The sequence below is a fragment of the Kushneria aurantia DSM 21353 genome, assembly GCF_000382245.1.
GTDB lineage: Bacteria > Pseudomonadota > Gammaproteobacteria > Pseudomonadales > Halomonadaceae > Kushneria > Kushneria aurantia.
Window position 1 is genome coordinate 4,150 of the sequence record NZ_KB907896.1, and the last position, 18,126, is coordinate 22,275.

The following is an 18,126-nucleotide window of genomic DNA, read 5'->3' on the forward strand; positions in this document are numbered from 1 at the left end:
TCGCCGGGCAGCGTCGACAGGCTGCTGGCCGACACCGGGTATTTCAGTGCCCTGCGAACAGGCCGGCATGGATCCGCACATCGCGGTGAAGCGGGAAGTCCACCACACGCCGCCGCTGGAGCGGTTCACCGAACCGATGCCGCTGGCCGAGGGCAGTTCGCCGACGGAGCGAATGTCGCAACAGGCCTTTTCAGCACAATATTCGAGCGCGCTGATTAAGTAAAGTTGTGTAACAATAGGGTGAGACGAAAGTAGCGCCTTCCACGCCCCCCTCTCGCTCGCTAGAGGAGTTACTGCTCTTTCAGCATGTCGATAAAAGCCTGTAGCCCTGATGGCACATGTCGACGCCCGGAATAGTACAGACAGAGCCCGGGGATGAGCGGACACCAGTCGTCAAGCACGGTCACAAGTTCGCCACGCGCGAGCCGGCCACGCACGACATGCTCGAACAGGTAGGCAATGCCAAGATCACTGGCAGCGGCCTCGGCCATCAGCCCCTGATGATCGAGCGTCAGAACCCCGGGAACATCCACAGTCGTCTGCTGGCCATAGCGCTCGAACTCCCATCGATAACGCTTGCCGCTTGGCATGCGCTGGCGAATACAGGCGTGGTGATGGAGCGCGTCGGGCGTTTCGGGTGCATCGTGGCGGTCGATGTAATGAGGGGATGCAACGGCGATGAAGCGCGTCTCGCCGCCAAAGGGCACGGCAATCATGTCCTGCGGCACTGCCTCTGCCAGCCTGATGCCAGCATCGAAACCAGCTTCCACGATGTCGATCAGCCGGCCTTCGGTCACGATATCCAGAGTCATCTCGGGGTATCGCGTCAAAAAGTCCGGCACGACGCTGGTGAGCAGCACTCGTGCCGCAATCTCGCTTGCGTTTATACGAAGCGCCCCGCTTGGCCGGCCGCGTTCGTCATTGACACTTTCCAGCGCCATATCGAACTCCTCAAGTACCGGTTGCATGCGATCGATTAGACGCTGACCGGCCTGCGTGGGAGAGACACTGCGTGTTGTTCGATGCAGCAGCCGGACGCCCATTGTCTTCTCCAGGGCGCGCATTCGGTGGCTCAGGGTCGAGGGAGAAAGCCCCAGCTCATCGGCCGCTCGCCGGAAGCTTCGGTAGGTGGCGATTAGCAACAGCGCGCTGACATCTTCAAGACTGGGTCTGGTATTCATGGTTTATTTTCACTGGTTCATCTCATATTGACCGGATAGTACCAGCGATAAGCGCGTGCCAGCATGAAGTCTCCACTGTCGCACGGCGACGAATACCCAAAGGAAGAGTTTCATGAGAGATAATTTGAAGACCATTGTGATTACGGGCGTTTCGAGTGGCCTCGGCCGCTCCATCGCCCTCGAAGCCCTCGCCCGCGGACACCGCGTCGTCGGGACCCTGCGCCAGGAAGAGCAGCGCGCCGAGTTCGAGGCGCTCGAACCGGGACGGTCGATCGGTCGCCTGCTCGACGTCACCGACCACAACGCGATCCAACCCTTCGTGGAGGGGATCGAGCGGGAATTCGGAGCCATCGACGTCCTTCTCAACAACGCCGGATACGGTCTGCAGGGGGTAATCGAGGAACTCGACGCCGATGCGATGCGCCGACAGTATGACGTCAACGTCTTTGCGCCGGTCGCGCTGATACAGGCGGTCCTCCCATCCATGCGCCGTCGTCGTGCGGGCCATATCGTCAACATGGTCTCGATGGGCGGGATCATCGCTTTCCCCAATCTCGGCGCCTACAACAGCTCCAAGTTCGCCTTCCTGGGACTGAACGAAAGTCTGACCCAGGAGGTCGCCTCTCTCGGCATCAAGGTCACCGCGATCATGCCGGGCGTCTATCGCAGCGACTGGGCATCGCGCTCGCAGGCCCGGACGGAGAGTCGGATCGCAGATTACGATCCGATCACGAGCGCTAACCCGGATGTGCCTTGGGGCGATCCAGCCGCGCTTGGACGCGTGGTCCTCGATGCCATCGAGATGAACGAACCGCCTGAGCACCTGCTCGTGGGACCGGTCGCGCTCGACCTCGTGCGCAAGCGTTTGGCGAAATGGACGACCGAGATCGATCGCTGGGAAGCGCTGTCCTACGCCGACGGCGAAGGATGATCCCCATGATCGATCTTCTCACACGCTTTGAAGCCCGCGACGAAGAGGCGGCAGCTCGCTTTGCCGAACGTCTGGCGGAGGTGGCGGTGGAGGTCCTGAGCGAGCCCGGCCACGTCTCTTACGCCGCCTACCGGACCGAAGAAGAGCCACGGACCCTCTTCGTGCTGGAACGATGGCAGACGAGGACGGACGCCGATCGGCATATCGCTCTCTCGGCCGAAGGGCCGGCAAACCAGCAAGCGCTCGCGCTGCTCGTCGGTCCACCGCACACCGTCTCCCTCGTCCCGACAACGCCTGAAGGAACAACGCGATGAACATCTCGGGAAATACCATTCTCATCACGGGTGCGGGGACGGGCATGGGGCTCGCCGCAGCGAAGGCCTTCGCATCTCTCGGCAACCGCGTGCTGATGGTCGCTCGGAACGAGAAGCGCCTCGCGGAAGAAGCCGCTCACTTGCCGGGCGCGCTTCATTTCGCCTGCGACATCGCCGACCCTGCGCAGGTCGAACGGCTCGTTCAGTGGGCCCAGTCAAACGCCCCTGAACTGAACGTTCTCTTTCTGAACGCAGGCGTGACCCACACATACCGCCTCTTCGACGGCAGTCCGGCGCGCGACCACGCAAAGGCCGAGATGGAGGTCAACTTCGTCTCCGCGGTCGACCTGACGCATCGGTTCGTTCCGCTTTTGAATGGGCGGACCGCACCCGCGATCATCGTAACGACCTCGGGCGTGGTCTACGCGCCCGACAACACCAACCCGACCTATAGCGCGACGAAGGCCGCGCTTCATTCCTACATCCAATCGATGCGCTTCACACTCAAAAAGAACGGCTCACCGATCAGTCTTTTCGAGTTGGTCGCCCCACTGGTCGACTCTCCCTTCTCCGCTGGGGTTGTCTCCGATCAGAAGGCTTCGCCCGACGAGGTGATCCGCGAGATGATCGACGGGCTTGCCGAGGACAGGATGGACATCCGTCCCGTCACGAGCGAGACGCTGTTCGATGCATGGCGCCGCGATCCTGAAGAGGCGCAGAAGATGGTCAATGACGCCACAGGGGCGTGAGCCGGGCTCGCTTGCCGAAATTCGCTGCTCACCTCCACGAGCTGAGTAGCATGACCACGGACTCAAGCAGGCCACGATGTGCGGCCGCTTCCCGCAATCGAGGCACGGAAGCGGTCGCCTTTTCGCAGACATGCGGTCGCAAGGAACTCTCCCATGGATACATTGCATCGCCGTCGAACGTGCCGCGACTATCGATGATATGAGGGGACTTGGTCGTCAGATAGGTGAGCTGGCCGACAAGCGGCGATCGGGTGCGGCATCCGGGCCTGTCGCAAATTTGAGATCGAGGTGCGAAAGCCCCGTTTCGCTCAAAAACTTCAGGCTTTGTTAACCTTTTGCAGCCCGAAGATCTGCGCGACCAGTTCGTTCTGGCTGTGAACGGTCCACTCGCCTGCGAAGCCGAAACCCTTTTTCAGCCAGAGCATGGCCTCGAAGCCTTTGATCGTTCGCCGGGCGGTGTTGAACGATCGGAAGCCGCCGATCCTCGGCATCGCGCTTGGCGGTCAGAAGGAAGTCAACCGCGTGGCCGTGCTTGTCGATGGCTCGATACAGATATCGCCACTGGCCGCGGACCTTCACATAGGTCTCCTCGATCCGGATCGAGCCGCAATGGGGCCTGCGAAACCGGCGCAGACGCTTATCGATCAGCGGCGCGCAGGTCAGAACCCAGCGATTGATCGTCGAATGATCGACCGGAAAGCCGCGCTCGGCGAACATCTCTTCCAGATCCCGGTAGCTCAGCGGGTAGCGCAGGTACCAGGTCACCGCCTGCACGATCAGCCAGGCCTCGAACTGCCGGCCCTTGAAGTCGTCCTGCGACTGCCGCTTCAGCTTCTCGGCGATCGCGTTCAGGATCATGACATGGCTCTCCATCAATTGAGAGCTCGAAAATTGACCAACACGGTCACCAGACCGTTAAGCTGAAAAGTTTGCGACAGCCCCTTTGTTCAGACCATATGCCTCGCATGGAAAGAGCGCGAGCGCCCATCCTTACTGGCGTGCTGGCCGACGCTTGCGATGCCTCGACTCCTGTGAGATTCAGGGGAGTCCGTCAAATACAGGAGCCAGGTATGCTGAAAGGTCTAAACCATCTAACACTCGCGGTCCCTGACCTGGCCAGAAGCGTTGCATTTTATAGGGACACGCTAGAGCTAACTCTGAACGCCAGATGGGACACCGGTGCTTACCTGTCGCTTCACGACGGTTTTTGGCTTTGCCTCACTGCGGACGAGCACCGGGGCACCACACCACATCCCGAATACACCCACTACGCCTTCACGGTTACGGCCGATGGGTTTACTTCCGCCGTCGAGCACCTCAGAGCCCACGGCGTTGCAGAGTGGCGGCAAAACCGAAGCGAAGGGGATTTATTCTATTTTCTCGACCCTGATGGCCATAAGCTCGAGCTCCACGTGGGTGATCCAGGCAGCAGGCTGGAAGCCTGTAGGCAAAAGCCCTATGCCGGAATGGAAATCCTGACCTGCCCGGATGACGGCATTGGATAGAGCCTGTCAGTTTCAAACGGCATTATCGCTGGGCGCTGGCCCGGCGCCATAGGCTCGGCGCGGACGTTACCATACCGTTTGTATGCCGGATTGAGCTGGAATTAGAGAGGGGCAGCGAGGAAGGAAATTCTAAAAAACTAAATATTTCAGTTTTTTATCGCAAAACCTTGAAGATCCATGAAGCCAATATGGCGCCCGAGGCAGGACTCGAACCTGCAACCCACGGCTTCGAAGGCCGTTGCTCTATCCAATTGAGCCACTCGGGCATGGCGGGAAATACCTTACCTATCAGTGCTTTATAGTATCAATCAGCACCATCGCCGGAAAGCCCTTTTTGACCGTTGACCGCTTTTTGACCGCCTATCGTCGGAGCGTGTCTTACAGCGTCGGCCAGATAATCCGGAGAGAGGTGAGCGTAGCGCATTGTCATCTTGAGTGTCGAGTGACCAAGTAGACGCTGAAGCGTGACGAGATCGCCCCCGGACATGACGAAATGGCTGGCGAAGGTATGCCGCAGAACATGGGCACGCTGACCTTTAGGGAGCGTGATACCAACGCGAGCGAGGGCGTTTGTAAAAGCAGCGTAGGGATTGGTGGAAAAGACGGTAGCGCCATGCGCATGGTGGTGAAGGCGCCGGAAAAGATCGGCAGAGATCGGAACAGTGCGGCTGGACCCATTTTTTGTATCAATGAAGGTCACGGAGCCAGAACGGAGCTGGGAAGCGCGGAGGGATAGCGCTTCGCCCCAGCGACAACCAGTGGAAAGAGATAACTCAGCAACCAGATAGGCATCGGAGCTGGAAGACAGAGCGAGCAGAGAGAACAGAGCATCTATCTGGTACTGGTCGAGAAACGATAGCTCGGTGTCGGGCTGGCGCAGAAGCCGGACAGCGGCGAAAGGATTATCACCCTGGTATTGGTTCATTGCGATAGCGTGGTTTACAGCAGCGCGAAGGTATTTCAAATCGTGGTTAACGGTCTGAATGGATCGGCCATCGGCAAGGCGCCGAGAGCGAAGTGCCACCACGTCTGAAGGCTTGATCGACGAGAGAGCGCAATCACCCAGCAGGTGAGCAAGACGAAGCAGGTGGCGCAAGCGAGCGGAGCCGTCTTTAAGATGACTGCCATGGGTATCGAACCAGAAATGCGCACAGTCTGTCAGCCGCATATCGCAGGACGTGCGGCCATAAACAGAGCCATCGGAGACGGAGGCCAGAACCCGCTTTTCAAAACGCTGGGCTTCACCCTTTGTGGGGAAAGTGCGCCGGGCGCGCTTGCCCTTCATCCCACTGGGACGGATATCAACCTGCCAGCCCTTTTCAGTCTTTCTGATGGTCATGCGGCCCTGCCCAACATTCGGCGCTCTATCAGCTTGTCATGCAGTAGCTGGCGAAATTCGGCAGCGTGTATGCCGCGGGCGCGGTAATAGGCGGCTATTTCATTCCAGATGCCGCAATGCGCAAGGCCATGCATGGCTTGCTTGGCAGTGAAGCCCTGACGGGCGTAGAGCGATATCAAATTACCGACGACCAGCGCGATATTTTTATCGTTACCCTGCCCCGGCGTCTTTTTGCGGCGCTTGTAGAGAAAATCGGGAGCGCTGGAGTGAAAACGCGGATCGTCACGAAATAGCTGCCATGCGGGATCAATCAGGTCACGGCTATGATCAAGGCGCTGGGACTGAAGCGCAGAACGCCAGAGGCCGGTCAGATGCGGCACCACGTCGATGAAACGGGCAAAGCCCTTGTGTGGATCAGGGCATTCGCCGGTATCGGGATTATGGGGCTCACCACGGGCGTAGTCAGCAAGTACAGACTGATGGAATCGACACTCGATGCGCTGAACAGGCTGATCGGGATCATATAGCGCCGTGCAGGGATCATCACCCGCAGCGGTCGACCAGATGCCCTGCCAGAAATCGAGTTTATCAGTCGCAAGGGCCTGTTTTGACTTGTTATAGGTGGTGAGCTGAAGGGAAGCCGCTCGCCCGAAAGTAACGGTTTCACGATCGCCATAGCCGGTCGCGATAGTGCCCTGATCGAGCTCCATACGGTTGATACCGTCGGCGGTATAGATATGGCGGGAGCGAGTGGTAAAACGGTCGAGAAAGTCACGCGGTGGCGTCCAACCCTGTACGTCGATAGCGAGATGAACGGCACAGGACTGGTGTTCCAGCCGGGCGAGCAAATGACAAGCAAGGGTATCCATGTACGTCTGACAACCGTTCGCACCATGCTCATAGATGAAATGCGGCGAGAGCTCAATCTTGACGTGTGAGCCGAAGGTGTCGAGCTTGGCATGGCGGGAGCGAAACAGAACTATCACGCCAAGGTCGTTATTCTGGAGCTTGTAGCGATAACCGCTGTCCTGCCCCACCGCGCCAACGATGAAGTCGGAGCCGGCCAGATTGACAATAGCGCCCTCGCCGGACTGATAGGCTTCGCGAAGACGGTCGAACTCATAGCGGCAGGGAACGCCGGAATAGGTCTGCCGGATGGTGTCGATACCGGCATGGAGAATACGGATGTTTGACAGATCGACCTGCCCCGCCGGGCTCAGAAACAGATTGCCAAGCGGATCGGCTTCGCCGCTGGCGAGAGAGCTGATGCTATAGCGATCCCAATCGGACATGATGAACCCCTTTTTCGTAATGAATAATAACCAATCAATTTTGGCGCTGACGCTGTTAGTTGATGAGACGTGTTACAGGGACGGTCTCATCGATGCGCGCGGTTCGGTGCGTCCGGTGGGGCGCTCCGGCCGCGCGCAACGGAGAATGCGGTTTGTAATCAGTATAATTTCCATTAAACATATGACAGCGGCACAGAGATTGGTTAATGCATAAGACATGATGAATAAAAATTATCATTGCGGCATTAACCTGAAGCAAATGCTATCAGAGCAGCCATGAAGATTTATAAGAGAAAGGCTGCTAAAACTATCAGAAGGGACAATTGCAAGCAACTCTCGGGAAACGGCTTCAACAATTTGAGCATAGAATCGAAGCCGAAAAGCAAGGTGAGAATCAAGGTCAAAAGCATCCTGAAAATTATGTAAATAACGAACTTCAGACTGCAAAATAGCAAGAGACTCGACAAAGGGTAAAAGGTCAGGAGACATTAATTTAGAAGTCATCGCGGCATCACCTCGACAGATTGCGGAAGACCAAATTCGAGAGCATCAAGACAGACAGGAAGGGAAACATTGAGACGAACTCCGTCACTGTCAAAGAGACGGCATATTTCATCATTGATAGAACCGCCTGAAGTGGCCACTACAACTTCACGCTCGGAAGACTGTGCCGCTTGACCGATATTAAGTTCGGATTGACGCGAGGCGCTGGTATCGGAAGACGAATCATCAGCGTTAGCATCGAGTATAAGGGTATTGATAGTGCTGGAAAAAGCGAAGTAAATCGCAACCACAGCGGCAATAAGAACGGCGGGAGCGACGTAAAGGATGCGAGGCAGACGACGCTGGACAGTATGCATCGAGGCAGACTGATACATCGAGAAAACTTCCTTCGGATAACGCCATATCTGCTGTTCACAATCAGCATCCTTACGATGGGATGCAGGACTACTATGACACTGCCCTTCCCATCGACTAACAACAGCGCCATTAAGGCCACCCTTTCGCATAAGATGTTCATGGGTATCAACAAGCGAACGAACGTCAGCAGTCAACTGCTGAGGATTCTGGCAGGTCAGCACAAAGTCGATACCACGATGCCTATGCGTCTCCAAAGCGGATATCTCTGCTGGAGGCGTGCCAGTACTGCGATATCGACGCCATCGCTGCTGACATTCATCTATAAGGACAATGGCGCCATCAGGGCAATCCATCCATTCATCAGGAATAGGAGACTGTGCCTTGAGCCCATTAACGTTACCAAAAAGTGGACGATCCTGCCCCGCTTCCATGTCAATCAGTCTACGAACAGTATCAACCGCACGAAGTGTCTTACCAGCCCCGGGCACGCCTGAAATTAGATGAATAGCCATTAGCTCCTGCCCCCAGTGATCGCTGAACCCGGCTTGAGACTCCAGGCATTCATGGTGGCACGTAACAACAAAGCAGACCCGATAGAAGACAAAGCGACCGGAAAACCAGCCAGTTCCATAAACCAGAGAAACTGGCCAACACCAGAAAGCTCCGACGTAAAGCGATTGAGAAGCGAACTTATTAGAGTAGAGCCGATAGTTGTAAAAACAACAAGTGATGAAACACGAACAAGAAGAGACGACACCATATAAGTGCCAAAGCGAGTCAATATGCTAATAAGAATAGTCCACATAGTTATGTCCTTTCAAATTACTAAGCCGAAGTACGAACACCAAGAACAATGTAAAGCGCAGCAAGAAAACCGACGGCAATAACAGCCCCCCTTATGTAAGTAGCAAAATCACAGATCGGTTGCCAATCAAGCTCTATATTACCCCATCCCAAAGGAAGAGGAATAACGGCAGGAGCAGGACAAGAGCCAGAACCAAGTCCAGTGCTATAATCAGGAAGCTCGGAAATCACTTCAGTCTGCCACTCAGGGGACTGATCAGGAAATCGAGAATCATCACCAGTAGGATTCTTCATTATTTCATCATAAATCTGGGAACTTGAATCAGTACCCGGACTAGTATCTTGATCAGGATAAGGCCTATCAGAATCATCATCATTACCATAATCATGGGCTAGATTCTGACCATCTTTCCCAACTCGATCAAAAAGTTCAGGTGGAACAGAACCAGAAGAAGATCGAGAAGATACATTATTACTAAAAGGGGAATCTGAATTCTGAGAACGCCAATCGGAAATGTCACTACCAGAATCAATAATATCATTCACAGAATTAGGCGAAACATTATCTGATAGAATCTGAACAACAACATCATCATCAAAAGAAACAGAATCACCACCAGAATCTGAATCAGGATATTGAAACTCAGGAGAATTCTCAAATCTTGTAGGATCAGAAGCAGAAGGACTAACAGTATCAACATATGTTAAATAAGAATCGCCATTAGGATACTTAAAAACACAAGCCACAGCATAATTTTTGCTAATCTTATTATAATCCAGAGAACCTATAGAACCACCCTGACAAATAGTTTTTGCAGCAGCATAAAGCGTATCCCAACCTTTAAAGGAATAGCCAGAATCATGGCCATTTTCCTTAGAAACTCTGTCTGCATCAACACGATCGCCACTACCACCAGACTTAGACAAAGAATTAGTAGCGGCATCATAAAGATAACCAGCACCCTGAAGAGCGGTTATAGCCCAACCAATCTGGGTGCCCCTTTTCAAAAGAAAAGATGCAGCCCTACCAAACCGACGAGCCGGAATCCAAGTGCCAGTTTTGACATGGCGCGTAACACCACCAGGCAAATTAGAGTGCCTGACATTAGATTCGACCCTTATTTCACGATTGCGCCCGGACATGCGATCAACAGTAGCTTCCATGGTATCTATACGAGATCGGACATTTTTATATCTCAGATCAAGATCAGTAGGCGCGGCATAACTCAATTGTGGAAAAGAAGCCAAAAGGCACCCAAGAATGCAATAATAACCAAAGCACCGTCGCTGAAATCTAGCATTTCGCATCCCCTTTCCCCCATTTGTGACAGAAAAAGGCGCACATCCACTGTGCGCCTTTAAGTCGACAGCGTGTTAAAGCGCGCGACGGATCAGCTTAGCCACCTTGATGGCAGCGAGCACACCGAGTACAGCAGCCGCAACAGCACCAACAGCCGCCATACCGGAAGTGATGGTAGAAGCCGCAGCAGAGCCATCGGGAACGTTACCGCCACCACCACCTTCAGCAGCAAAAGAAGGAAAAGAGGCAAGCGCCATAGCACCACCAATTGCTGCATTGCGATAAGCCGTCTTGAGCCGACGACCTTGAACGATCATTACTTTTTTCATGGTGTTCACCTTATGTTGAATGCTTTTCCAACGGCGCGGGCTACCCATGCGAGCGCCCAGACGCCAAGTATTGCCGCCACTATCTGCGATCCTTCGGCGGCACTCATGCCAGAAGATGCCTGGCTGAGATCAGCTGCATCGACCCAGACAATTGCGTGACACTGGGAAAGCTGTTCGTCGTAATCGATGCAGGCTTGTACTTTCATGAAATATCAGCCGCTGGTCCGTTATCAGGTAGTCGACTTGGCCTTATCGGCAGATTCGGCCCCGGATCGGCTGTGACCGGCGTTCGATGCCTGGCCGTTTCCGCCACCGATTGGGGCGCGGAGGGCGACCACGTGAAGGCTGGTCATCTGCCGATTGTTGCGATCCTTCGTCATGCGGATATCGACATCGACTTCGACGTTGCAGGGCGGTTCAAGGCCAAGGCTTACAAACTGATCGAAAACGCTGTAATCAGCAGACATTTGTGAAAAATCGATGCCGGTACTGTTTTCGTTACCCGCTCCGATATGGTCCATGACGGTGACGCTGGCGCCCTGTCGTCCATCCATGTTGTAACGCTTGACGTTGGCGAGGCGGACGGTCATCTGGTTAGCCATTTCCGTTACTCCGATGTTGACGTTTGTGGTTTGTCGTACTGCTATTGCGTGGCCGTTTCCCTGTCAGATCGGGCCGGGCAGCGGTCCCGTGCTCGACTCGGTCGATAACCCCGTTTCGCTGAGTCGAGCCGTTGCAGACGCTGATGGTGCTCGATGCCAAATGCTCCCGCTCAAACCGAGCAATCAATCGATCCAACGGAATGACCGAGAAATGGCCGTTGCGCGAAATTGATCCCCCACGCTCTACAAACTCGGTGCATACGACCAGATAATCCATTGATTCGTCCCTTAGCTGGTGGCCTTGGCCTTATCGGCGGAGTCGGCCCCGGATCGACTGTGACCAGCATTCGATGCCTGGCCGTTTCCGCCACCGATTGGGGCGCGGAGGGCAACCACGTGAAGGCTGGTCATCTGCCGATTGTTGCGGTCCTTCGTCATGCGGATATCGACATCGACTTCGACGTTGCAGGGCGGTTCAAGCCCAAGGTTTACGAACTGATCGAAAACGCTGTAATCAGCGGACATTTGTGAGAAGTCGATGCCGGTACTGTTTTCGTTACCCGCTCCGATATGGTCCATGACGGTGACGCTGGCGCCCTGTCGTCCATCCATGTTGTAACGCTTGACGTTGGCGAGGCGGACGGTCATCTGGTTAGCCATTTTCGTTACTCCGATGCTGGTGCTGCGTTGACGTTTGTGGTTTGTCGTACTGCTATTGCGTGGCCGTTTCCCTGTCAGGGATCGGGCCGGGCAGCGGTCCCGTGCTCGACTCGGTCGATAAACCCGTTTCGCTGAGTCGGGCCGTTGCGGCCGCTGATGGTGCTCGATGTCATAAAGGGCTCGCATCCGGCACCGTGCGCGATGCCGGCGCGGTGCCGGATGCGAGGAAGGTCAAAAACAAAACCGCTCCTATGCTCAGGGCTCCGGGGGGCGCTGTTACCCCCCCCTGCCCGCCGTGTCGTCGGAGGCGCTGTGCTCGCTACCCGTGCGAAGGTCAAGGGTTCGCTTCGCCGCTGCGCGCCCTTGACCCACGCACAAGCAGCGAGCAGGTAGGCGGTGCGACGACGCGACGGGCGACGGGGGGCAACAGAGCAGCATTTCAGCGGGCCTCGACATGGCGGTTCTGAATGTGGTCAATCAGCGCAGCGTCGCCGGATTCGAGCAGCTGACAGGCGTGCTCAAGAATCAGGTTCATCAGTGTCGTGGGCGGCGTGCGCTGCTGGCCGCTCTGCGCAATCAGGCGGTAATAGACGCTGTTCGGGATATAGAGGTTCTGACGATGCGAGTCAGCAGGTTTAAAGGCCATGGTGAAGGCTCCGAGTCTGGTGGAGGGATGCCGAGACAAAAGACAGGAGCCGGAGAGAGCAAGACATATCGCTATCAGGAGTGATAGCGGATACATCGGCCTGGCGGCTCGGTTTAGAAGCCATTCGGCAACGGTTACGTACAGAGAAAGAGCGGGCTTGTGCACTGGCACGCTCGAGATCGGCGCGGAAGACGTCGGAGATAAAAAGCCCCTGACGAACGGTGTTAGGGGTTGTTACGTCAGGGGAAGCGGGCCCAGCATACAGCGGCAATTCGGGCTGGGATTCGAGGCCACGAGATAACGCAGTGCGGCAACGAATGCGTGAACAGAGCTGAAACACTGTTTTGACGAACAACCATGCACTATGGAAGCCACAGAAGCCGGAAACCACGCAATAGTCGCAATGCTCGGAGGTGTGAAGCCCATCCAGATCGAGCAACGCGAACACACGGTCAAGAGGCACCGTCATGGGAAGGGTAACGACAGAATCGCACTTGCTTTCATGCACCGAACCGGTATAGGTATCGCGGCCAATAGTGCAGGCGTAGAAATGAAAAGCGAAATTCGGATATGAAGACGTTTCGGTGATCGAAATTTTCATCACAAGCCCCCTTCATCGTCGATCAGGTCGCGAATCAGGCCCACCATGTTCACAAGACGACGCTTGCCCACTTTCACGCTGGGGATATCGCCGTTATGCACCCATGCCCGAACCGTGGGGACTGTCACGCCGGTGCGGCTGGCGAATAGCTCCAGCGTCATGATGGGATGGTTGTCGGTCTGCGGTGTCACCTGCTCCTGTTCCATAACGCCCCCGATAGCGTTGGTTGTGATTCGATGTTTTTGATTGTGGTATGTTTAGGAGGTCAATTTACCAACAGTGTACTCTTAAAAGAGGACACTTAAAGCGAGTATACTCGCAGGCGAGTACATGTCAAGCACCATTGCATCGCGTTTGAGAGAGATAAGGGAGGCAGAGACCAACGGAAGACATGAGTTTTCCCAAGTCACTGGCATATCTAAAAAAACAATCGAGGGAATAGAACAGACAGGAAGAATCCCAAGAGGAGATGTCATAGAGGCTGTATGCAGAATATGGCCTAGATATGCGCTATGGTTGACCACCGGCATGGTAGACACAGAAGGTGGGCAAATAAGCCCAGAAGTAGAAAGGGCAAGAAAAGAGCTTAAGACTCAAAGAACGGTCGCCAAATCGCAGGGCAAATAGCCAAACGATGGTGCCGAGGCAGGGGAGAAGGGAACAGAAACTAAAAAGAGAGTTTAATGTTATGGAAATAGATTTTTGGCAGAATATATTAAAACCTATGCTATCAGTGCTATGGCCCCTACTTATTGGCGCCTTGGCTCTAAAAGCCATTCAAGTTATCTGGAGAGAAAAAAAGATAAAGAATTCAAAAAAAGATATACACAGTGAAAAGAAAGATAAGAAAAATTACTCAGAAAAACTGATGGAAAAAGGAGGCGCATACACAGCGCGCTCACACTTAATGTCGCCAACAGAAAGAGAAGTATACAATGCATTAGAAAGAGACTACGGGCAGAGCTTCAAGATTTTTTGCCAAGTAAGAGTAGTAGACATCATTCAGCCTAATACAAAAAAATATCATGTAAAAACAAGGGAGTATCAATCATTATTCAGACAGCTATCACAATGGCATTTTGATTATGTCATTTGCGATATAAACAACTTTGAAATACTCTATGTTTTAGAACTCGACGACGCAAGCCACGAAAAAGAAGAAAGACAGAAGCGAGATAGAATTCTAAACCGTGCATGCGAAGTTTCAGGCGTAAAGCTTCGCCGTTTTAAATTAAAGAAAGATAAAAGCGTAGAAGTAACATATTCCAGCGAAATGAATAAACAAAAGGCGTCCAGAAGCTTTGCCGAACACTAATATCAGAGAACAGATGATAGTGACGCAGGCAATAGCCAGTGACCGGAAATTGACCGTTTTAACCGTCAACAACGGGCAATAAAGCAACAAGTGCAATGGATAAGTCATTGAATTGAATAACAACAAACAGCATTGAACGCCTTAAAAAAGGCTTCGAAGGCCGTTGCTCTATCCAATTGAGCCACTCGGGCGTAACGCCGGGAAACACCACCCATTCTAGCGGTCATGGCCAGCGCTGACCAGGTCGATCACAGCCAATAATGCCCCGGACCGTGCAGGCCAGGGGCAATACGCTCAGAAGCCGAGCGTTACGCCAACGTTGTAGCGCCGACCGTCGAGCACCCGGCCGTAGTCCGCTTCGTTGATGTCGCGGTCAAAGAGGTTGTAGATGCCGCCGTAGAGTTCGACCTGCTCACGCAGCTGGTGGCTGAAGCCGCTGTCCACCAGGGTGTAGCTGGGCCAGGCTTCGCTCAGCCCGCCCCGGCCGGCAACCTGTTCGGCCTCGCCGCGGTAGCGCACTCTGCTCCACACATTGGTGTCGCGGCTGGCCGCCCAGTCGAGGCCAAGGCTGGCGCGGTGGCGCGGCTGGTCGTTGAGCGGCATGCCGGCGTTATCGCCACTTTGCTGTTCGCTGTCGGTAAAGGTGTAGCTCGACTCGAGATCCAGCGTCGGCGTGATCGCCCAGTCGGCCGTCCACTCAACGCCCTGTATGGTCGCCTCTTCCACGTTGGTGTACTGGTAAAGGGCGGCGTATTCCTCACCCAGGTAGACACAGGAGGCATCGACGCCTTCGCGGGTATCACAAACGATCGGCTTCTCGATCTTGTCGTCGAACTCGGTGTAAAACACGGTCAGGCTGGTCGCCAGATCCCGGGTGGCCTGCCAATAGGTTCCCAGCTCGTAGGTGACGCTCTTCTCCGGCTGCAGGTCGGAGTTGCCTACGTCGCGGCAGTCGGCACAGCGCGGACCGCCGCCGCCCTCGATCCAGTTGGAGTCGCCCTCCTTGAGATCCGGCGTACGGTAGCCGGCGCTCACCCCACCCTTGAAGGTGAGCGCCGAGGTGGCGTCGAAAACGCCGTAGAGACGCGGCACGAATTCGCTGCCGTAGTTTTCGTCCTTTACCCAGCGCGCGCCGGTGGTCAGAGAGAACCGACGGGTCATGAACCACTCATCCTCGGCGAACAGGGCGCCGTCCCAGCGTTCGAGCGTCTGGCGACCCAGTCCGCGGTCGGGGTTGTGGTTCTCCTGATTACGAAACTCGGCGCCCACGGTCAGCAGGTGATCGCCCAGCGACATCGCAGTGGTGCTTTTGGCGGTGGTGCGCTCGTAGGTGGAGGTGTAGGCACTGTCGTTCTGCTGCAGTTCGACGCGCTTGACGAAGCTGCGGGTGTTGAGGCCGCCACCCCAGTCCAGTTCATGCGTCAGCGTCTGGTGACGACGCTGTGCGCGAAAGTCGGCACCGCCGGAGCGGCTGAAGCTTCTGTCGCTGTCGGCGGTGGTGTGCTGGTTACCGTAGCCCGCCTCGAACTTGAGGGTGTTGGCGTCGTTGAGGGTCCAGGCCAGTTCGGCGTCGAGCACTTCACGGTCGTAGCCGGCGTAGCCGCCTTCGATGTTGTCCTCGTTGCGGTTGAGCCGCGAGCCGGTAAGGGTAGCGCCGAGTTTGTCTTCCACCAGCGGGCCAGCGAAGTAGAAACGCCCCTGCTGTCGATCGCCGGAATCGCTGCTCTGCTGGACGACGGTGTCCATCGTCACCGAGCCGGTCCACTGCTCGGGCACGTCACGGGTGATGATGTTGATCACCCCGCCCAGCGCATCGGAGCCGTAGAGCGTCGACATCGGCCCGCGGATCACTTCGATGCGCTCGATGGCCGAAGTGGGCGGCAGCCAGCCGTACTCGGCACCGGAGCCGTAGCCGTTGTAGTAGGCCTGGGAGGAGTCCTGCGGCACGCCATCGACCAGAATCAGGGTGTAGTCGGACCCGAAGCCGCGAATTGACACCTCGCCGGTGCCGCCCTTGCCGGTCGGCGCGGTGTCCACGTAGACACCGGGAATATCCTGCAGCGCCTGGCTGACGTCACGATAGGAGCGCGATTCAAGCTCGTCGCGACCGATCACCGAAATACTGGCCGGCGCATGCACCGGGTCGACCGCATAGCCCGACGCCGAGGCGGAGGTGACCGTCATGGTATTGAGCGTGTTGACCTGCGCCTGCGTGCTGTCCTGCGCGGCGGCCGGGCGACTCTGTTCGGCCGCCATCGCCATACCCGCAAGCCCCATTGTCATACCCAAAAGCGCGAGTGAGGCGTAACCACGCCCGGCAGCGGGCGCGTTTTGATCTTCAAGCATTGTGTTCCCCGAATGGTATTGCGTTCGTTGTCTCATCGGGGCCAGTCACGAAGGCCGGCGCTCTGTGGTGCCCTGCCGTTAATATCATTGTTGTGGATGCCCGCACTAAAACAGACGTTTCGGGCGGCTTTCCCCGAATTCGTCAATGCTGGACCCTACACCAAATGAAAATGAATATCATTAACTAAAAGTGCCGTTCCCTACCTGTCTGCCCTCCCGGCCACGGGTGTCGATCTCTCCTGATCGGCACTCGGCCGGCAGTGCCGGTAGACAATGCTCGGTCAGCGAAGGGGGGGGGCGAGCCGATCGGGCCATTCACCAGGCCCTTGCACGCAGTGTGGCCCGCAGGCGATAGCCAGGGGCGTAGACTATGACTTTTCCTGCCGGTAGGCAGCGTAGGTCTCACGTGCCCGACTGAAGTGGCAAACCACCGCTTCCCGTGCCCCCTCGCTGTCGTGCGCCAGGATGGCATCGAGAATAGCGCCATGCTCCTGTGCCACCATCTCCAGGTAGCGCTGCGTGGAGGCAGTATCCAGTTCGGTCGCGATCAAACGCGCACGCGGGATCGCTTCCTGACTGAGCGGTTCGTAACAGGAGAGAAAGAAAGGATTATGGGCAGCTTCAATGATCGCGCGGTGGAACTGATAGTCTTCCCGGCGCGCCTGGTCGCCGCGGCGGGCAGCGGTCTGAAAGTTCGCGTGGGCCTGCTGCAGTTTCTCGACATCCTGCGGCGTATGGCGCTCGGCAGCCAGGGCTGCTGCGCGAGGCTCCAGCGTCAGGCGCAGTTCCAGCACATGCAGAATGTCATCCAGCGTATTGGCACGAATACGCCGTGCTGGCAAGGGCGTCTCGCTGCCGGTGCTGATGACACGGGTGCCGATCCCCCGTCGCGTCTCCACCAGCCCCATCGAACGCAGATACGCAATGGCTTCGCGTACCGCCGTGCGGCTGACGCCGAACATGTCGCAGAGCTCGCTTTCCGTCGGTAACAGCTCCCCCACGGCGATACGCTGTTGCACGATCTGCGTCCTGAGCTGCGCCGATATCTGCCCCGAGAGACTGCCCTGCTGCGTGATGCGTTCGACCTGTAGCGACTTCGATTCCGACATGAATGCATCCACGCTCTCTGTTGTACCCGACCGGACGGCGTCATTGATCACTTGCGCAGTCACGATCATAACACGCAGAGCACTGCACTCCCGCCGGGGCCGCACTTTTGCTGCATGCGGCCCCCGGTCGGAAGGGGCTATCAATCGCGCTTGCCGTCGACCAGCCGGCTCAGCGACAGCGGATTCTCCTCTCGCAGCGCCTCGGGGCGCAGCGCCTCCGGCAGGTTCTGATAGCAGACCGG

General features: G+C 56.1%; 22 protein-coding genes, 2 tRNA genes and 2 pseudogenes. 7 read left to right on the forward strand and 19 right to left on the reverse strand.

All coding sequences use genetic code 11. From position 1 onward, the window contains the following. Nucleotides 1-223, forward strand: a pseudogene (locus tag H146_RS21765) (hypothetical protein); the annotation flags it as partial. A gap of 67 nt (nt 224-290) precedes the next feature. Here the strand turns inward: H146_RS21765 and H146_RS0116695 are convergent. Next, nucleotides 291-1,181 carry a LysR family transcriptional regulator gene (locus tag H146_RS0116695; protein WP_026352072.1) on the reverse strand — a complete coding sequence of 297 codons (891 nt, stop codon included), beginning with the start codon at nt 1,179-1,181 and terminating at the stop codon, nt 291-293. Between the two features lie 112 nt (nt 1,182-1,293). Here H146_RS0116695 and H146_RS0116700 point away from each other — a divergent pair, with 112 nt between their 5' ends. From H146_RS0116700 to H146_RS19755, 3 genes are read left to right on the forward strand one after another with little or no spacing between them, the layout of a single operon-like run. Further along, the gene (locus H146_RS0116700; RefSeq protein ID WP_019953028.1) at nt 1,294-2,112 is read left to right on the forward strand and encodes an oxidoreductase; all 819 of its coding nucleotides are present in this window, start codon (nt 1,294-1,296) and stop codon (nt 2,110-2,112) included. Between the two features lie 5 nt (nt 2,113-2,117). Then, on the forward strand, nt 2,118-2,426 hold the full coding sequence (locus tag H146_RS0116705; RefSeq protein ID WP_019953029.1) for a putative quinol monooxygenase: 309 nt from the start codon (nt 2,118-2,120) through the stop codon (nt 2,424-2,426). Beyond that, complete coding sequence (locus tag H146_RS19755; protein WP_019953030.1) at nt 2,423-3,175, forward strand: SDR family oxidoreductase; 753 nt, start codon at nt 2,423-2,425, stop codon at nt 3,173-3,175. Before H146_RS0116705 ends, H146_RS19755 begins: the two co-directional genes overlap by 4 nt. Nucleotides 3,176-3,492: 317 nt before the next feature. Here the strand turns inward: H146_RS19755 and H146_RS20070 are convergent. Next, nucleotides 3,493-4,033, reverse strand: a pseudogene (locus H146_RS20070) (IS6 family transposase). A gap of 212 nt (nt 4,034-4,245) precedes the next feature. Between H146_RS20070 and fos the strand changes: the two are divergent. Then, on the forward strand, nt 4,246-4,680 hold the full coding sequence (fos, locus tag H146_RS0116720; RefSeq protein WP_019953031.1) for a fosfomycin resistance glutathione transferase: 435 nt from the start codon (nt 4,246-4,248) through the stop codon (nt 4,678-4,680). A gap of 189 nt (nt 4,681-4,869) precedes the next feature. Here fos and H146_RS0116725 read toward each other — a convergent pair. From H146_RS0116725 to H146_RS0116795, 14 genes are all read right to left on the reverse strand, one after another. Further along, nucleotides 4,870-4,946: transfer RNA gene (locus H146_RS0116725), tRNA-Arg, on the reverse strand. A 38-nt stretch (nt 4,947-4,984) separates the two neighbouring features. After that, nucleotides 4,985-6,019 carry a phage integrase gene (locus tag H146_RS19765; RefSeq protein ID WP_019953032.1) on the reverse strand — a complete coding sequence of 345 codons (1,035 nt, stop codon included), beginning with the start codon at nt 6,017-6,019 and terminating at the stop codon, nt 4,985-4,987. Beyond that, entirely contained in the window at nt 6,016-7,311 is a 1,296-nt protein-coding gene (locus tag H146_RS0116735; protein ID WP_019953033.1) for a hypothetical protein, read from the reverse strand. Before H146_RS0116735 ends, H146_RS19765 begins: the two co-directional genes overlap by 4 nt. 234 nt (nt 7,312-7,545) lie before the next feature. Next, nucleotides 7,546-7,815, reverse strand: a complete 270-nt coding sequence (locus H146_RS21535) for a hypothetical protein (RefSeq protein ID WP_156826872.1) — start codon at nt 7,813-7,815, stop codon at nt 7,546-7,548. Further along, complete coding sequence (locus tag H146_RS20940; RefSeq protein ID WP_083920925.1) at nt 7,812-8,684, reverse strand: zonular occludens toxin domain-containing protein; 873 nt, start codon at nt 8,682-8,684, stop codon at nt 7,812-7,814. Before H146_RS20940 ends, H146_RS21535 begins: the two co-directional genes overlap by 4 nt. Further along, the gene (locus tag H146_RS20945; RefSeq protein ID WP_083920926.1) at nt 8,684-8,977 is read right to left on the reverse strand and encodes a DUF2523 domain-containing protein; all 294 of its coding nucleotides are present in this window, start codon (nt 8,975-8,977) and stop codon (nt 8,684-8,686) included. Before H146_RS20945 ends, H146_RS20940 begins: the two co-directional genes overlap by 1 nt. Nucleotides 8,978-8,997: 20 nt before the next feature. After that, the gene (locus tag H146_RS21540) at nt 8,998-10,140 is read right to left on the reverse strand and encodes a virulence factor TspB C-terminal domain-related protein (RefSeq protein WP_156826873.1); all 1,143 of its coding nucleotides are present in this window, start codon (nt 10,138-10,140) and stop codon (nt 8,998-9,000) included. Between the two features lie 210 nt (nt 10,141-10,350). Further along, nucleotides 10,351-10,605 carry a major capsid protein gene (locus tag H146_RS20950; protein ID WP_211213358.1) on the reverse strand — a complete coding sequence of 85 codons (255 nt, stop codon included), beginning with the start codon at nt 10,603-10,605 and terminating at the stop codon, nt 10,351-10,353. A gap of 5 nt (nt 10,606-10,610) precedes the next feature. After that, the gene (locus tag H146_RS21545; RefSeq protein ID WP_156826874.1) at nt 10,611-10,811 is read right to left on the reverse strand and encodes a hypothetical protein; all 201 of its coding nucleotides are present in this window, start codon (nt 10,809-10,811) and stop codon (nt 10,611-10,613) included. 24 nt (nt 10,812-10,835) lie between these two features. Then, nucleotides 10,836-11,207 carry a hypothetical protein gene (locus tag H146_RS0116775; RefSeq protein WP_019953041.1) on the reverse strand — a complete coding sequence of 124 codons (372 nt, stop codon included), beginning with the start codon at nt 11,205-11,207 and terminating at the stop codon, nt 10,836-10,838. A 288-nt stretch (nt 11,208-11,495) separates the two neighbouring features. Continuing rightward, nucleotides 11,496-11,867: a hypothetical protein gene (locus H146_RS0116780; RefSeq protein ID WP_019953042.1), complete on the reverse strand. Its 372-nt coding sequence runs from the start codon at nt 11,865-11,867 to the stop codon at nt 11,496-11,498. Between the two features lie 439 nt (nt 11,868-12,306). After that, nucleotides 12,307-12,513, reverse strand: a complete 207-nt coding sequence (locus tag H146_RS0116785) for a hypothetical protein (protein ID WP_019953043.1) — start codon at nt 12,511-12,513, stop codon at nt 12,307-12,309. Beyond that, a complete protein-coding gene (locus H146_RS21550; protein WP_156826875.1) occupies nt 12,503-13,114 on the reverse strand; it encodes a class III extradiol ring-cleavage dioxygenase family protein in 612 nt (203 codons plus the stop codon). Before H146_RS21550 ends, H146_RS0116785 begins: the two co-directional genes overlap by 11 nt. After that, nucleotides 13,114-13,320 carry an excisionase family DNA-binding protein gene (locus H146_RS0116795; RefSeq protein ID WP_019953045.1) on the reverse strand — a complete coding sequence of 69 codons (207 nt, stop codon included), beginning with the start codon at nt 13,318-13,320 and terminating at the stop codon, nt 13,114-13,116. Before H146_RS0116795 ends, H146_RS21550 begins: the two co-directional genes overlap by 1 nt. Nucleotides 13,321-13,444: 124 nt before the next feature. On the opposite strand from H146_RS0116795, the gene H146_RS21555 reads away from it, so the two are divergent. After that, the gene (locus H146_RS21555; protein WP_156826876.1) at nt 13,445-13,741 is read left to right on the forward strand and encodes a helix-turn-helix domain-containing protein; all 297 of its coding nucleotides are present in this window, start codon (nt 13,445-13,447) and stop codon (nt 13,739-13,741) included. 61 nt (nt 13,742-13,802) lie between these two features. Then, the gene (locus H146_RS20955) at nt 13,803-14,429 is read left to right on the forward strand and encodes a DUF2726 domain-containing protein (protein ID WP_169433499.1); all 627 of its coding nucleotides are present in this window, start codon (nt 13,803-13,805) and stop codon (nt 14,427-14,429) included. 96 nt (nt 14,430-14,525) lie between these two features. Here H146_RS20955 and H146_RS21560 read toward each other — a convergent pair. The 3 genes from H146_RS21560 to H146_RS0116805 form a co-directional block, all read right to left on the reverse strand. Beyond that, nucleotides 14,526-14,617 (reverse strand) — tRNA-Arg (locus H146_RS21560). A gap of 106 nt (nt 14,618-14,723) precedes the next feature. Next, nucleotides 14,724-16,775 carry a TonB-dependent receptor domain-containing protein gene (locus H146_RS0116800; protein WP_019953046.1) on the reverse strand — a complete coding sequence of 684 codons (2,052 nt, stop codon included), beginning with the start codon at nt 16,773-16,775 and terminating at the stop codon, nt 14,724-14,726. Nucleotides 16,776-17,143: 368 nt separating this feature from the next. Further along, a complete protein-coding gene (locus H146_RS0116805) occupies nt 17,144-17,884 on the reverse strand; it encodes a FadR/GntR family transcriptional regulator (RefSeq protein ID WP_019953047.1) in 741 nt (246 codons plus the stop codon). Between the last annotated feature and the right edge of the window lie 242 nt (nt 17,885-18,126).

Bases quoted from the DNA above. Each gene is read 5' to 3' on its own strand.
- H146_RS0116695 (WP_026352072.1), bottom strand. From the start codon at position 1,181: ATGAATACCAGACCCAGTCTTGAAGATGTCAGCGCGCTGTTGCTAATC.
- H146_RS0116700 (WP_019953028.1), top strand. From the start codon at position 1,294: ATGAGAGATAATTTGAAGACCATTGTGATTACGGGCGTTTCGAGTGGC.
- H146_RS0116705 (WP_019953029.1), top strand. From the start codon at position 2,118: ATGATCGATCTTCTCACACGCTTTGAAGCCCGCGACGAAGAGGCGGCA.
- H146_RS19755 (WP_019953030.1), top strand. From the start codon at position 2,423: ATGAACATCTCGGGAAATACCATTCTCATCACGGGTGCGGGGACGGGC.
- fos (WP_019953031.1), top strand. From the start codon at position 4,246: ATGCTGAAAGGTCTAAACCATCTAACACTCGCGGTCCCTGACCTGGCC.
- H146_RS19765 (WP_019953032.1), bottom strand. From the start codon at position 6,019: ATGACCATCAGAAAGACTGAAAAGGGCTGGCAGGTTGATATCCGTCCC.
- H146_RS0116735 (WP_019953033.1), bottom strand. From the start codon at position 7,311: ATGTCCGATTGGGATCGCTATAGCATCAGCTCTCTCGCCAGCGGCGAA.
- H146_RS21535 (WP_156826872.1), bottom strand. From the start codon at position 7,815: ATGACTTCTAAATTAATGTCTCCTGACCTTTTACCCTTTGTCGAGTCT.
- H146_RS20940 (WP_083920925.1), bottom strand. From the start codon at position 8,684: ATGGCTATTCATCTAATTTCAGGCGTGCCCGGGGCTGGTAAGACACTT.
- H146_RS20945 (WP_083920926.1), bottom strand. From the start codon at position 8,977: ATGTGGACTATTCTTATTAGCATATTGACTCGCTTTGGCACTTATATG.
- H146_RS21540 (WP_156826873.1), bottom strand. From the start codon at position 10,140: ATGGAAGCTACTGTTGATCGCATGTCCGGGCGCAATCGTGAAATAAGG.
- H146_RS20950 (WP_211213358.1), bottom strand. From the start codon at position 10,605: ATGAAAAAAGTAATGATCGTTCAAGGTCGTCGGCTCAAGACGGCTTAT.
- H146_RS21545 (WP_156826874.1), bottom strand. From the start codon at position 10,811: ATGAAAGTACAAGCCTGCATCGATTACGACGAACAGCTTTCCCAGTGT.
- H146_RS0116775 (WP_019953041.1), bottom strand. From the start codon at position 11,207: ATGGCTAACCAGATGACCGTCCGCCTCGCCAACGTCAAGCGTTACAAC.
- H146_RS0116780 (WP_019953042.1), bottom strand. From the start codon at position 11,867: ATGGCTAACCAGATGACCGTCCGCCTCGCCAACGTCAAGCGTTACAAC.
- H146_RS0116785 (WP_019953043.1), bottom strand. From the start codon at position 12,513: ATGGCCTTTAAACCTGCTGACTCGCATCGTCAGAACCTCTATATCCCG.
- H146_RS21550 (WP_156826875.1), bottom strand. From the start codon at position 13,114: ATGAAAATTTCGATCACCGAAACGTCTTCATATCCGAATTTCGCTTTT.
- H146_RS0116795 (WP_019953045.1), bottom strand. From the start codon at position 13,320: ATGGAACAGGAGCAGGTGACACCGCAGACCGACAACCATCCCATCATG.
- H146_RS21555 (WP_156826876.1), top strand. From the start codon at position 13,445: ATGTCAAGCACCATTGCATCGCGTTTGAGAGAGATAAGGGAGGCAGAG.
- H146_RS20955 (WP_169433499.1), top strand. From the start codon at position 13,803: ATGGAAATAGATTTTTGGCAGAATATATTAAAACCTATGCTATCAGTG.
- H146_RS0116800 (WP_019953046.1), bottom strand. From the start codon at position 16,775: ATGCTTGAAGATCAAAACGCGCCCGCTGCCGGGCGTGGTTACGCCTCA.
- H146_RS0116805 (WP_019953047.1), bottom strand. From the start codon at position 17,884: ATGTCGGAATCGAAGTCGCTACAGGTCGAACGCATCACGCAGCAGGGC.